At 43.1% G+C, this 14,301-nt stretch carries 10 protein-coding genes; 2 read left to right on the top strand and 8 right to left on the bottom strand.

What is annotated here, in order from left to right:
• Positions 1-120: 120 nt before the first annotated feature.
• Both ACM0OY_RS18365 and ACM0OY_RS18360 read left to right on the top strand, forming a co-directional pair.
• On the top strand, positions 121-1,701 hold the full coding sequence (locus tag ACM0OY_RS18365) for a CHAT domain-containing protein (protein WP_414570281.1): 1,581 nt from the start codon (positions 121-123) through the stop codon (positions 1,699-1,701).
• Positions 1,702-1,845: 144 nt separating this feature from the next.
• Positions 1,846-2,493, top strand: a complete 648-nt coding sequence (locus ACM0OY_RS18360) for a hypothetical protein (RefSeq protein ID WP_414570280.1) — start codon at positions 1,846-1,848, stop codon at positions 2,491-2,493.
• Positions 2,494-2,828: 335 nt separating this feature from the next.
• On the opposite strand, the gene ACM0OY_RS18355 is transcribed toward ACM0OY_RS18360, so the two are convergent.
• The 8 genes from ACM0OY_RS18355 to ACM0OY_RS18320 all read right to left on the bottom strand — a co-directional run.
• Complete coding sequence (locus ACM0OY_RS18355) at positions 2,829-4,211, bottom strand: PrsW family glutamic-type intramembrane protease (RefSeq protein ID WP_414570279.1); 1,383 nt, start codon at positions 4,209-4,211, stop codon at positions 2,829-2,831.
• Between the two features lie 581 nt (positions 4,212-4,792).
• On the bottom strand, positions 4,793-5,395 hold the full coding sequence (locus tag ACM0OY_RS18350; RefSeq protein WP_414570278.1) for a DJ-1/PfpI family protein: 603 nt from the start codon (positions 5,393-5,395) through the stop codon (positions 4,793-4,795).
• A 519-nt stretch (positions 5,396-5,914) separates the two neighbouring features.
• On the bottom strand, positions 5,915-6,367 hold the full coding sequence (locus ACM0OY_RS18345) for a nitrate reductase associated protein (RefSeq protein WP_414570277.1): 453 nt from the start codon (positions 6,365-6,367) through the stop codon (positions 5,915-5,917).
• Between the two features lie 249 nt (positions 6,368-6,616).
• On the bottom strand, positions 6,617-7,066 hold the full coding sequence (locus ACM0OY_RS18340) for a phosphate-starvation-inducible PsiE family protein (RefSeq protein WP_414570276.1): 450 nt from the start codon (positions 7,064-7,066) through the stop codon (positions 6,617-6,619).
• 231 nt (positions 7,067-7,297) lie between these two features.
• Positions 7,298-9,568, bottom strand: coding sequence for a molybdopterin oxidoreductase family protein (locus ACM0OY_RS18335; RefSeq protein ID WP_414570275.1), 2,271 nt, complete (start codon positions 9,566-9,568; stop codon positions 7,298-7,300).
• 241 nt (positions 9,569-9,809) lie between these two features.
• Complete coding sequence (locus tag ACM0OY_RS18330) at positions 9,810-11,303, bottom strand: NarK family nitrate/nitrite MFS transporter (RefSeq protein WP_414570274.1); 1,494 nt, start codon at positions 11,301-11,303, stop codon at positions 9,810-9,812.
• A gap of 68 nt (positions 11,304-11,371) precedes the next feature.
• Positions 11,372-12,220 (bottom strand): nitrate ABC transporter ATP-binding protein, encoded by an 849-nt coding sequence (locus ACM0OY_RS18325; protein WP_414570273.1) that lies wholly within the window; start codon positions 12,218-12,220, stop codon positions 11,372-11,374.
• Positions 12,221-12,399: 179 nt separating this feature from the next.
• Positions 12,400-14,301 (bottom strand): nitrate ABC transporter ATP-binding protein (locus ACM0OY_RS18320; RefSeq protein ID WP_414570272.1); only part of this gene is annotated, 1,902 nt, incomplete at its 5' end.

The following is a 14,301-nucleotide window of genomic DNA, read 5'->3' as shown; positions in this document are numbered from 1 at the left end:
CTGGAATAATAACAGGTAACAATCAGACTCAAAAACTGATAAGGTAAAAAAGTAAAAATTTTTACCTTAAAGAATTGTTATTTGAAATTATTTGTTTTTAGCTTTTAGTTTTATGAATCCATGCCATCCCTGAATTTGGCGATCGCCCGTCTCTTAAACACTGGCACTGACAACTTCGCCATTTGGGTGGTCAAGGCTCCCTATCCCAGTGGCTATGTTTTACGTGACTGTGTGTGGCCTGTTGAACTCACCCAAGTCTGGCAAGAATGGCGGCAGATGTTTGCTGGCCATAGCCATTTAGATCTTCCCCCAAATTCAACATCTCAAAACAGCAACCTATTACCCAATGATTCGATTTCATTCCCTTCAGGTCTGGCCACTGGTCCTTACAGCAGTCGCCTGATGCAATACTTGGGAATGAGTTTATGGCGCTGGGTATTCGATGGACAAATTCTCGGCAGTTTAGAACGCAGTCGCGGGATTGCTCAAGGTCAGCATACACGTTTGCGCTTCCGACTGGAAATTCGCGAACCGGATCTAATTGCTTTCCCGTGGGAAATTATGCAGCGTGAGCCTGGTCAATCTGCAATGTCCCTTTCCCAAGATTTGCTATTTAGTCGCACTAGCAGTGAAGTTGACCCCTTACCGTATTTGCGAACTGACCAGGCTTTAAGTATCCTGTTGGTTTTAGGTCATGATGATCAGCTGCAACTAGAACAAGAAGCCCTGATTTTACAGCAAACTCTTACAGATACCCCAGTTGATAGCAATTCCCAAAGATATGCGCCCTGCACAGTAAATCAACTATTACAACCAACTCCAGAGGAGTTGATTCAAGAATTAGAAACCAAAGCATACAATGTCTTTTTTTATGCTGGACACGGGTTGCCAGATCCAGACGGTGGGCTACTGTTTTTGGGATCGGACAAGACCCTCAATGGTATAGAATTGGCGCAAGCATTGAACCGTACAGGTGTGAAGTTAGCGGTTTTCAACGCGTGTTGGGGAGCGCAACCAGCTACTAGCAATAATCAAGCGATACCTGCCAGCAGTTTGGCAGAAGTATTAATTCGGCATGGTGTACCAGCGGTTTTGGGGATGCGCGATGAAATCGCCGACCACGAAAGCCACAGTTTTATTCAAGCCTTTACTGAAGCTTTGCGATTGTATAAGCCAATTGATGAAGCTGTGACCCAGGCTAGAAAAGAATTGTTAACACTCTATAGGTTCAATCAACCTGCTTGGACTTTGCCCGTTCTCTACCTACATCCAGATTTTAATGGCGAACTCGTTAAAAACATGGATGAAGGAATTACCGAATTACCAGACACAGCGATTCCTGATGTAGGTTCTGGGCTTCCTAGTGCTTGTTTGCGATCGCTCTCTTCAAAAGATAAAACCTGGTTATTGCGTTATGGAGTCACTCGCATCGGTCGCACCAAAGATAATGATATTGTTATCCCGGAACCGTCTGTTTCTAAGCGTCACGCTGAAATCTTCTGCCGCAATACTTTGACTGATGCTACACTAGTGCGAACTTATTATTTGCAAGATTTTTCTACCTACGGGACAACGTGGTTTTTAGGGCCTAATGGCTGGCAACAAATCCTCCGAGAGGAAGTCCCCTTGAAATCCGGTATGCAGTTAAAGTTTGGAAGTGCTAGAGGTGAAACCTGGGAGTTTGTTATTGAAGACTCCTAGTAGGGCTATTGCAGAAATTAATTTTGGTCTCAAGTATCAATTTTAAAAATCTGTTTTTACCCTAGAAAAAATCAAATTTTTTGCGGAAATCTCTTCTCGGCGATTGTAGCTGTCAATACCACTAAATAATCGTGAGGTAAAAAAATGACTAATAAAATTAATGGTTCAGACACTTTCTCTTCTTTGCACTCTCAAGTAGATTTAGAGCTATTAGAAGCTTTACTAGAACCAGATGATGCTACCTATCCTTGGAATCTGGCCGATGAAGAATCAGAAGCTTATTTTCAAGAATTAGAACAACAATTCGAGAGCCAAGATTTAATCGATGAAGATCTGACAAAGCGATCACAAGATTTTTACAACCATTTAGATACACTTTGGTCAGGTATCTCTTTTAATGAAAGCTCTAATCACAATTGCCAACAGTCAATAGTACTTAATCTCCAAGAAACATTACGCGCCACTTTTTATACTTCCGTTCCCCAAGCATTACTCAACACCATTGCTACTAAAGCTGCTGAAATATTTTCGCGTCACCAATTAAGGGGCGAACAATTAGTTGAGTGCGTTCAAGCAGTCATGCCAAATTGGGGAGAAGAGGATCTTTTAGTGTTGGCTCGTCCTTTTGCTTATGCTATGCGAAGCAACGAATCACATAACCCAGCATCTACTATCAGTAACCTGAACAATCGGGAATGGACAACTTTATCAGAAATAGAACAAGCAAAGGTTAGTTTGGCCATCGCCTACTACGCTTTAACTCAACTCAGTAAATACCAGTCCCAACCATAACTTCAATCTGCTATTTATTTTTTGGATATTGAATAATTAAATTTTCGAGACAGATATATTTATCTGCTAATGTTGTGTTGCTTTTTAAGCATTTACCAAATTTTACTTTGAACACAACAATTGTAGGGTAGCCTAAGGATAGACTAATTTAAAAATCAGACCATCTATCCCAAGACATACATTTTTCAAAGTATTAGGAATTGGGAATCGGGCAAAACAGTGTTGAGTGTTGAGTGTTAACTATTAACTATTGAGTTAGGAGTTAAGAGTTATTTTCCCCCTGCCTCCCCATCTCCCGGTTGGTGAGCAAAGCCGAACCGCATCCCCCTCATCTCTTATCTGGGACCAAGAAATCGGGTAGCAAAATTTTGCGATCGCGTTGGTGAAAGCGCGCGTGCCTTGAGAATTGCCGCCATCAAAAAGGCGTAAGATAATACTCCAACAACTACTAACAGCAAGGCATTGATCGATCCAGTGGCATTCCAGAGAGCGTGGAGTGCAGAGGCACTCAGGTAACCAATAGAAAGAATTTGCCAACTTCTACTGGGTTTGAGGACAGCCAAGCCGATAAAATAGCCCAAGTAGCCACTATAAGCCATGTGTCCAGCCACAGAGCCTAAAATTCGCGGAATTAGCAGTTGTAAACCCGCCAGTTGACCGGCAGCACCGATACCCACCTGTTGCGTGACATTTTGAGTGATATCCGGGACATATTGACCGAGAGTTTCCAACAAAGTGAAGCCCACAGCAGAAGCCGTTCCTAAGAGAATACCGTCTAGAGGTTCCCAAACACCGATGCGTTCTCGCCAAGGTGAAGACAACATTCTACCGATGGCAAATACTACAAGCACAGGCACTGCCTTGAGTAATTCTTCCATCAACCCAGCACCAAAAAACATTCGTACCAGTAACTCTGTGAAGGTGGTAGATTCTTGGGGTGAGGGCAAGTTTCCAGGCAGGATGCCACGAAACACGAAGATAAATAAATCCAACAGTGGGCTGAGCAAAATCAGCGTCGTACCCATTGCCGTAGCCATTAACACCCACCACGGCTTTTGTTTACCGCAAAGTTGGTAAACAAAATAATAGGCAGCAAAGGCAATATAACTTGCGACAATTACTTGATTTGCTTGGGGACGACCGACTGTAGCAAACATCAGCACTACAAAGATGACGGTCAGTATTCCTGGTACAAGGTAAGCTTTACGAGTTAAATCTTTACCAGTGGAAATAATCGGAAAAAGCTGAGTGAAGCTAACAGAATCGGGCTGCTTTAATTGGGTGTGGTTGTGGTAGTTGGTTGCTGACGGTAGTGGTGTCAGTTGGTTAACTGTCGTTGCCGGGGCGAGTGAGGTCAACTCGTACTCAAAAACGTATTGCGGCCCATCAGAACCTAGAGAAATCCGATCGCCTGGGTGCAATTCTTGACATTCATACAAGCGTTGTCCATTCAAATAAGTGCCATTAGCACTATTCAAATCACAAAGCACCCAGCTAAATTTGCTATCTGGAGATAAAGACAGGGGACGAACCACCGCATGACGACGAGATACCATTCGATACATCATGGCATCCAAGACAACTTGGCAGCTGGGGTCGCGTCCAATTACTATCTCTTTACTGGGGGAGAGCGAGAAGCGAGATTCCGATCCCGAAGCTGCTCCATTACCAGACACTAGCCGCAGAAATGCATTATGTCTTGCGTTTTTGCCTGTCATTGAGTTAGAGTGCGTTTCTAAATTAATTCTTAAAATAATTTGGCAGCAGGACTAACCTTAGCCACATCAACAGCAGCATTGCTAAATCCACTATAGCTTCACTTACTGCGAATAAATTTAAATTTATTGATGCAAAATTTCAAATTTTTTCACTCATCATAATGTTAATAAGTATTTCATCGGTTGAGAGTTTTTCCTCAACCTGGCTTCTGAGGCACATAAATTCAGATTATATGGGTTATCTACTCTTGACATCCTAGCTGCAAATTAAATGCACGGCAATTTATTACTAAATAGTAGTTATTACTGCATTTACTTACATGAAGAAAATATATAATTGCCAGTGGTCTATTGTCAGTTATTTTTGCCACTAACCTATTACGCTTTTAAATTGCACAGTTACTCATAATGACCACTAACAGTTAAATGCCAATCGTCAACAGGAGCTAGTCAACACGAAACGATGTGTTACGTTAAATGTCCGACAGCTTAATGATTGACTAGACTCCTTTGAGGCAGGAAGTAGCGAGTAGTCAAAGAAACTGCGAGATTTAAACTCAAAGATTTTTGATATCTTGTCTTTAAACAACTCTAGACAGTTGGAGGTGTTCAATTTTGGTTCCAAGTACTGTGAGGAATTCTGCCAACCAACGAGGATGAGCAGGCCAAGCTGGTGCTGTCACCAAGTTACCGTCAACTATGGCCTCATCAACAGGGATATCAACATAAATACCTCCAGCACTCTTGACATCTGGGCTACAAGCAGGGTAAGCAGTACATCTTTTGCCTTGTAATACATCAGCAGCTGCCAATAACTGCAAGCCGTGGCAGATGGCAGCGATTGGTTTATTTGTTTGAGCAAAGTGACGGGTAATTTCTAGTACCTGCTGATTCAGACGGATATATTCTGGTGCTCTTCCTCCAGGAATTACTAAAGCATCGTAGGTTTCGGCTTTTACTTCTGCAAAAGTAGCATTTAAAGTGAAATTGTGTCCGGGCTTTTCGCTGTACGTTTGGTCTCCTTCAAAGTCGTGAACTGCTGTTCGCACGTTGTCACCAGCTTTTTTATTGGGGCAAACTGCATGGACAGTGTGTCCTACCATTTGTAGTGCCTGGAAAGGAACCATTACCTCATAGTCTTCTACATAGTCACCAACGAGCATCAAAAGTTTCTTTGCAGCCATGTTTTTACTATCCTGAGTTATTAGTTTATTTGTTATTGGTCATTGGTCATTTACCAAGGATAAAGCACAAAGTCTCTAGCAATATCCCACAGGATGCGCCGACTTACAGCCAACATAATACCAATTCAAAATTCAAAATGACGCTCGCGGACACGGCTTAGCTACGCTAACAAAATTCAAAATTAAGAAAGCCAGATATAACAAAGGTTTGGGAGTATGTATCTGTCGCATTCTTTTTTCAAATTGGTATAACTTTGTAAGAGAGGACAACTGACAAATGACAATCCTTAACGTCTAAATGTGAATTTAGACGCACATCAAGCGATGAACTTATACGAGAATTCATCGATATATTACAGCATTAACTGTGCCATAATGCACCATTTGAAGGCTACGAGTTAACAAAGTTTAACGCATCCTTGTATATTATTTGCTAGTTAGGAAAAGGCAAGAGAAACCATTGCCTATTGGCTATTGACCATTACTAGCTTCAACTATATAATTAGCAACTGAGCTTAATTAAAGCAAATTAAATTCTGCGATCGCTCTGGGAAAGTTTTTATTTTCATGCCCTGAGCGGCTCAGTTTAATCAAGGCAAAACGCTGTAATGGTCTCAAAGCTGCCCATTTTTGCTGTGTCAGAACTACTCCTATTTCTTGAGCTTTTTCGTGGACAGTGAGTGGTACATTGGCAGAGTCTAGCCACGCAGGATGGGGTTCTATAGGCAATTTGGCAGCTGGTATGCCTGTGCGCTGTAAAATCAACTGCTGGATATATTCGTTATAAGACTGAATTTCGGTTTCTGTAGTGCAAGGTAATTCGACTAACGCTTGACGCTCTGCTGTAGTCATTTGGTTCCAATCAGACAATTTTAGCTTAATACCACAGGTATCTAATTTGCAACGCACCTGCATGGGAATACAACGCAGCGAATCAACAAAATCTGCTTCAAATTCAAAGAATTCTACCATAAGAAAGTATTTAAAATTAGCTGATGAGAATCTTGGTTGAGTAACCTATTAACAGTTATCAGTTATCAGTAAAGAATGGTGTGTTTATCCTTGGTGAAACACCAAACCAATTGTTGCTAGGCGTTGGTGGCGGCTAACAGTCTCCTACCATACGCTTTGTGTTTACTGTTCACTGATTGAAGATGTGGACTTGATCTTAGTTGTAAAGTGCTGTTTTTTTAACGCACAATGGGTTATTGTGTCTCTTATTTATTTGGAAGTACTGAAACGAATTATTAAATAACTAATTGACAACGCCAGAATAGCAATACCTAGACCTATTATATCAATTCCTCCAACTTTTTCTAAATCAAGAATAATAATTTTTCTGGCAACAGCAATTAAAGAAGTGACAATAACTAATTCCACCTGAAAAACGTGTTTTCGTAAATAAGCTGTGATATTTTCTAAGATTTCTAAAGCAATTAAAACATTCAAAAATAAACCGAAAATTTTATATAATGTTGTGTTAAACTTACCGTAAGGGGCTGTAAATAATTCTTTGAAAATAAAAATCCCTAAATCCCCGATCGCCACTAAAATTACAACTACCATTAAAAGAGATAGAACCTTAGAAACTAGCACCTCTATATTTTCAATGAGGTGCATAAAGTTCTCATCTGTTGTAGTTCCTAAAATTCGTTTCAGTAGCCTTCTCATGTTGTGCACCCAATTATAAAATGAAATCCCATAGATAAATCTAGAGGATTCAAAAAGAGGACTGACCGATGTTTGGTCAGTTTTTTATTTTCCAAATTGAAATGTGGGCTAGTAAAATTTGTTGCTTAAAATTTTACCTCTTTAGATATAGTAATTGGTAACAGCCAACAGTTGAGATACAGAAAAAATTATAGTAACTATTAACTATTGACTATTGACTAAATTACCTGCTTACCGTTTTGAAGATTGGAGTTCATAATTTTTGACTGTAACTTCCAGAGAAATTGGTATCAACTGCACCGCACAGGCTTTTAATTCTGGTTGCAGGGAATCGGGGCAAGATTCAGGATGGGTGAGGGCGTTAGCTTCGGCATTATCCGCCCACAGTGAACCCCAGTGCATGGGGACAAAAACTGTACCAGGCGCGATCGCTTTTGTTACTTTAGCAGGAAATTTAGCTTCACCGCGACGCGATCGCACTTCTAGATACTGATTATCTACAATACCTAAGCGAGCAGCATCACGGGGATGAATTTCGATAAACGGTTGGGGATGCATTTTGCAAATTTTTTCAATCCGCCCGGTGCGCGTCTGGGTGTGCCAATGGCCGTAAACTCGTCCAGTAGTTAACACAAAAGGATAATCAGGGTTTGGTGGTTCTGCCAATCCCTTGGAGTAATATGCCCCAAATCGAGCGCGTCCGTCAGGGGTATGGAAGCTAAGATTAGTATATAAGCGCTTACCTTGCAAGGAAGACGCGGAGACTGGGAGACGCTCTGACGCGGAGAAAGAAAATGTCCCCGTGTCCTCTTTCTCCGTGTCTCCGTGTCCCCGCGTCCCCACGTCCTCTTCTGGGTGAGGCCATTGAGTCGGGCCTTGTGCCTTTAATTGGGCGTGGCTGATACCCGTCATCTCGCAGGGGCGATTTTTAGTTAGTTGGGCAAACTCAGCGTAAACTTCAGCCGAGTTAGCAAAGGCAAATTCTTTAGTAAAACCAAGCCGACGACCGACTTCAGCGAAAATTTCCCAATCTGGTTTCGCTTCTCTTGGCGGTTGGCGGAAGGCTTGACACAGAGTTACCACGCGTTCGGAGTTGGTCATCACGCCAGTTTTTTCACCCCATTGGGCTGCTGGTAGCAGAACGTGAGCGTAGGCAGAGGTTTCTGTGGGATAATAAGCGTCTTGGTAGATGGTAAAAGGCGATCGCAACAACGCCTTTTTTGTCCGTTCTAAATCTGGCATACTCACGGCCGGATTAGTAGCAGCAATCCACAGTAACCCTACAGCATTATTTTCCAGCCCAGTAATCATGTCCCAAGCAGTCAAACCAGGATTGGGCGAAATTTGTCCCGGCTGGAGTCCCCAAAACTCCTCAACTTCTGCACGGTGCTGGGGATTTTTTACCACCCGATAACCGGGTAATAAATGTGCCAAACCCCCAGCTTCCCGTCCTCCCATCGCGTTTGGCTGACCTGTGAGAGAAAAAGGCCCAGCCCCAGGTTTGCCAATTTGTCCGGTCATCAGGTGCAGGTTAATAATGGTTCTCACCTTAGCCGTTCCTTCTGAGGATTGATTCACACCCATTGACCACAACGACAACACCCGCTGTGATTGACCCCAATACTGAGCTGCTGTTTCTAAATCTTCAATACTGATCCCACATTCACGAGCTACCACTTCTGGCGGATAGTGGCGAATTACCTCGGCGTATGCAGGAAAATTGCTGGTACAGTCGTCCATGAACATCGTATCAACGTAGTTCCAGCGCATCAACAAATGAGCGATACCGTTTAACAAATCGATATCTGTACCAGGACGAATGGCTAAATGCAAATCTGCGGCTTCTGCGGTTGGTGTGCGACGGGGATCGACCACAATCATTTTGACTTTGCGGTTCTTTTTATGATACTTTGCCAGTCGGTTGAAAGCGATCGGGTGACATTCAGCTGCATTAGTGCCAATTAAAAATGCACAGTCGGTTAACTCCAGGTCTTCGTAACAGCAAGGAGGGCCGTCTGAGCCAAAGCTTTGAATGTATCCAGCCACAGCGCTAGACATACATAAACGGGAGTTGGCATCAAAATTATTAGTACCCAAACACCCTTTCATGAATTTCTGGGCTATGTAATAATCCTCGGTTTGAAACTGACCAGAACCATACATACATATAGCTTCTGGCCCTTGGGTGAAACGCACAGTTTGAATGCGCTTAGCGATAAGATTGAAAGCTTCATCCCAACTAACACGGCGAAACTCTTGGTCTAAAGAGTCTCGCACCATTGGGTAATGTAATCTATTTTTATCTAAAGATTCGGCGATCGTTGCACCTTTAACGCAAACCATACCCTGACTCGATGGATGAGCTTTATCACCCCGCACCCGCCAAGTTGGATTTCCTTGGCTATCTCGATTGGTTGCTTTGTTAGGTTGAGCTGGAGGTGAAACTTCTAGTCCGCAACCGACACCACAGTAAGGACAAAGGGTTTTGGTAAATTCACTCATGGCAGTTGTAAATGAATAATTTCACGCACAGACGCAGAGAAGAAATGAACAGAGATATTGAGTGTTTAGAAACAATTGAAAATTAGACGTTGCTGATTGAAACTATGAATTAGTCTCATACAAAAGCGCAAATAATCTTTGTTGAGCCATATCGAAAAATGTCAATTCATACTCTGATTTAGCAACGCCGAAAATTGCTCTTCTTACTCTCTGCGTCTCTACCTCTGGAGCACGAGCCTGATTATTCTTCAGTTAAGAAGATAGTAGCTGGTGTTTCTGATGCTTCACTTTCATCAGCAGCAAATGAATTTTTCGGTTCTTTAAGAAAGAAGGCACACATAAAGGCGCAAATTATTGCAGCTAAACCCATTGTGCTAAATAGTGTGGGAGCGTCAGTTAAGCTAAAAATTGTCAGGTAAACTACGCCACCAAAATTACCGTAAGCGCCGACGTTACCGGCAATTTGTCCAGTGGCTTCTTTCTTAATTAAGGGTACGATGCTGTAGGTTGCGCCGCAGCCAGCTTGGGCAAAGTAAGCGGCAAACATTGTAACTGCGATCGCCAGCGGAATCGGCCAGTTACTATTAATAAAATGTGTCATCAAATAACCAATACCAATACCCACACTGATAATTGTCATTGTCCATTTACGGGAGCTGAATTTATCAGAAATTAAGCCACCACTAGGACGAGAAACTAAATTCAGAAATGGATAAGTAGCGGCAATCATCCCAGCTACAACATGTTCTAAACCAAAGGTTTTCTCAAAAAATGCTGGCAACATGGAAACGGCAGCAAGTTCTGAACCAAAGTTAGTTACATAAGTAAATTCGAGTAAAGCAACTTGACCAAATTGAAAGCGTTCGGCTGGTGGGTAAGTTTTTCTGCCAATTAAAAGTTCTCGGTTTACCTGCCAAGCTTTGTAACTTTGGTACACAAATAATCCTGCTAATAATAACCAAGCAAGATACATTTGGCTCAAAGTTAAAAAGTGAATATTCTTTTGTTCTAAGCGCCAAGCTAATAAACCTAAGGCGAAAATCAACCCAAAATTTGAGGCAATCATCGCCCAGAAGCTTTTAATACTAGTTACTTCCAAAGCACCATTTTTCTTAGGTTTTTTGTAGATTTTACCAGTGGGTGTATCTTGGACGCTGTTGTAATAAATTACGCCGTAGATAGCTGCAATGATTCCTGTAAAAGCGATCGCCAATCGCCAATTAGAAGCACCACCAGCCAAAAAGCTTGTAGAAACTGCAATTATCGGCAAAGCAAACTCGGCACCAAAAGCCCCAAAGTTGCCCCAACCGCCATAAATACCTTGGGCAATTCCCATCTCTTTCGGCTGGAACCATTCGGCCACCATCCGAATACCGACAACAAACCCAGATCCGACAATTCCCATCAGCAAACGACTGATGACTAATTGATTAAAATCTTGTGCTAGGGCTGTCGCCAAACAAGGGACAGCTGCAAACATCAGCAGCATTGAATAGGTAATTCTGGGACCAAAACGATCCAAAAGCATCCCAATAATTAACCGGGCTGGAATTGTCAAAGCCAGGTTACAGATAGCCAAAGTTTTGATTTGTTCAGGCGCTAAATCTAATTGCTTGCCAATGGTTGTAGCGAAGGGAGCAAAATTAAACCAACAGACAAAGGTAAGAAAAAAAGCAAACCAAGTCTGATGTAAGATGCGATAGCGATCGCTGAATGAAAATAATTTTTTAAGCATTCTTCTTTCTGGAAAATGTGTGGAGTGGGGACTGGGGAAGATGAAGGAGCATTCTTAACTCAGCACTCCTACTCGTCAGCGTGAGCAAATCGGCGATAGAGGAAGTCCAGAGCGTAGTTACGTAGGTTGTAGTATTCTGGGTCTTCCATGATGCGGCGACGGTTGCGGGGGCGGGAGAAGGGAATATTTAAGATTTCACCGATTTGGGCAGCTGGGCCGTTAGTCATCATCACAACTCTGTCGGCCAGGAAAAGTGCTTCATCAATGTCATGAGTAATCATGAGTACGGTGACTTGATGTTCGCGCCAGATTTGCAGGAGTTCTTCTTGTAATTCTTCTTTGGTGATGGCGTCTAAGGCACCAAAGGGTTCATCGAGAATCAAAACTTGGGGACGAATGGAAAGGGCGCGGGCTATGGCTACTCGCTGTTTCATCCCACCAGAAAGCTGACTGGGTTTTTTGTCAGCTGCTTCTGTCAGCCCCACCATTGCTAAATGTTCTCTGACTATTGCGCGTTTTTCTGCCTGGGTTTTTTTCGGAAACACTGAATCAACAGCGAGGTAAACGTTGTCAAAAGCACTCAACCAAGGCAGTAGACAATAGTTTTGGAACACCATCATCCGGTCGGGGCCTGGTTCAGTGATGGGTTTGTCTTGCAGCATGACCACACCATCGGTAGGAGTGTTAAACCCAGAAATCATATTGAGCAGTGTTGATTTGCCGCAGCCAGAGTGACCGATTATGCAAACAAATTCGCCCTCACGCACTTTTAAGTCAACTCCATCGAGTACGGTGTAGGGGCCTTCGGGAGTTGGATAAATTTTGCTTACGCCTTCTATGATTAAAAAATTTTCTGCTTTTTGGGTTGGCTGTTGATTAATTTGAATTTTGCTGCTGGTTCCGTTTACTGTTTGCATGATGGATTTATACCTTTAATTACAATTTTTTTTAAGGAACCGCAAAGGACGCATAGACGCGGAGCGGCTTCCCGCAGGGTAGGGCGCAAAGGAAGAGGTAAAGAAGTAATGGAGTTCAAATACTCTTTAATGGAGTTTCTTTCTTGCCTTTTGCCCTTTGCCTCTTGCCTTGTCAATCACTAAATAAATACTTCTTCAACCCGGATTTGCCGTTTAATTTCCAAACTTTTGAGATACTCTATCGGCTCTGATGGGTTAAAAACTTTACTATCAAATAAATGAATCGGGTCATCTTCTCCGATATCGAGTAAGCCCAGTTCCCGTGCCGCTGCACCAAATATGTCTGTACGACAGACTCTTTCAACCACCTCCACCCAGTTTTTCGGGAAGGGTGTTAAACCCCAACGTGCCAGCTGAGTAATCATCCACAAAATTTCGGTGCGGTTGGGATAGTTGGTTTTATTGACAAAAAACTGGTTGTATGCAGTAAATTCTTGTGGTTCTGTACCGTCGCCGCGATCGTAGGGATCGACAAAACCAGGACGAACATATACAGGATCGATGTCAAGGTACTCAGAACGGCAGAGTATTTCTAAAATTTCTTCGCGGTTGCGGAGATCGTCACAGTATTGACAAGCTTCTAATAGCGCTTTGACGAGAGCAAGATAGGTTTCTGGGTACTGCTGCGCCCAATCTTCCCGCACTCCCAAGACTTTTTTCGGTTGTCCTGACCAAGTTTCTAAAGCTGTGGCGGCAACAAAGCCTAAATCTTGATGAACAGCAAGGTAGTTCCAGGGTTCTCCAGCGCAGTAACCGTCAATATTTCCGGCTTTGAGTTGAGAAACCATTTCCATTGGTGGAATCGCCGCTATGCTGACATCGCGATCGGGATCTATACCACCAGCCGCCAGCCAATAACGCAGCATTAAGTTCACCATTGACGTTGGATGAGCTATACCCAAAGTCAAAATTTGGTCGGGAGCAGCATTAATCGCCGTTTTTAAGCCAGCTAGGTTTCTCACACCTTGGCTATACAATCTTTTGCTGAGGGTGATGGCGTTAGCATTGCGAGAGATATTTAGGGCATTGATCACAGGAATTGGTTTTTTATCCCCAGCGCCCAAAGTCAGGGCTAAGGGCATTCCCGCCAGCATTTGGGCTGCGTCTAATTTACCAGTAGCAACCCCTTGAGCGATTTCTTCCCAGCTAGAGGCACGAGTGAGGGTGACATTATCTAAACCATACTTGGCTAAAAAGCCTTTTTCTTGAGCAACGATTAAAGGTGCAGCATCAGTCAAAGGCATAAAGCCAATTTCCAGATTGACTTTTTCTAAGCCATTGCGGGATATTGCTGCTGATGCTGGAGTCTGTTGTGCTTTGCGTTTATTAAGTAGTTTTTGTTGGTTGAGGAAGTAAATCATTTCGTTCCGCAGGCTGTAGTAGCTGGGATGTTTGACGACTTCTAGGCGTTGACGCGGGCGAGGGATTGGGACTTCGAGAATTTGCCCGATGTGCGCTTCTGGACCATTGGTGAGCATGACAACGCGATCGCTCAACAATAGCGCCTCGTCTACATCATGCGTCACCATCACACAAGTAACGTTGTGTTCGTTGCAGATTTTCATCAGTTGTTCTTGCAAACTCCCCCGCGTCAAGGCGTCCAAGGCTCCAAAGGGTTCATCTAGCAATAGCAACTTCGGACGAGTAGCTAAGGCGCGGGCGATCGCCACCCGTTGTTTCATCCCCCCAGATAACTCGCTAGGACGTTTATTCGCCGCTAAACGCAGCCCCACCATCTCAATATGTTCTTCGATGATGTTTTGGCGATCGCTTTTGGATTTACCCTTGTACACTTCATCCACAGCTAGGGCGACGTTTTCCCGTACTGTTAACCAAGGCAGCAAAGAATAGTTTTGAAACACAACCATCCGATCTGGACTGGGATCTATAACTTCTCGCCCTTCCAAAGTCACACCGCCAATACTTGCTCTATCTAAACCTGCAATGATGTTGAGCAAAGTAGATTTAAGTAAGTCGGCACGAAAAAACCAAACTATGTAAAGATAAATAAATACGGAGAA

Origin of the sequence: Nostoc sp. CCY 9925, assembly GCF_963920935.1 — a bacterium.
Classification (GTDB): domain Bacteria; phylum Cyanobacteriota; class Cyanobacteriia; order Cyanobacteriales; family Nostocaceae; genus Nostoc.
Note: the sequence above shows the minus strand (reverse complement) of the source record. Positions and strands in the feature narration are given on the sequence as shown.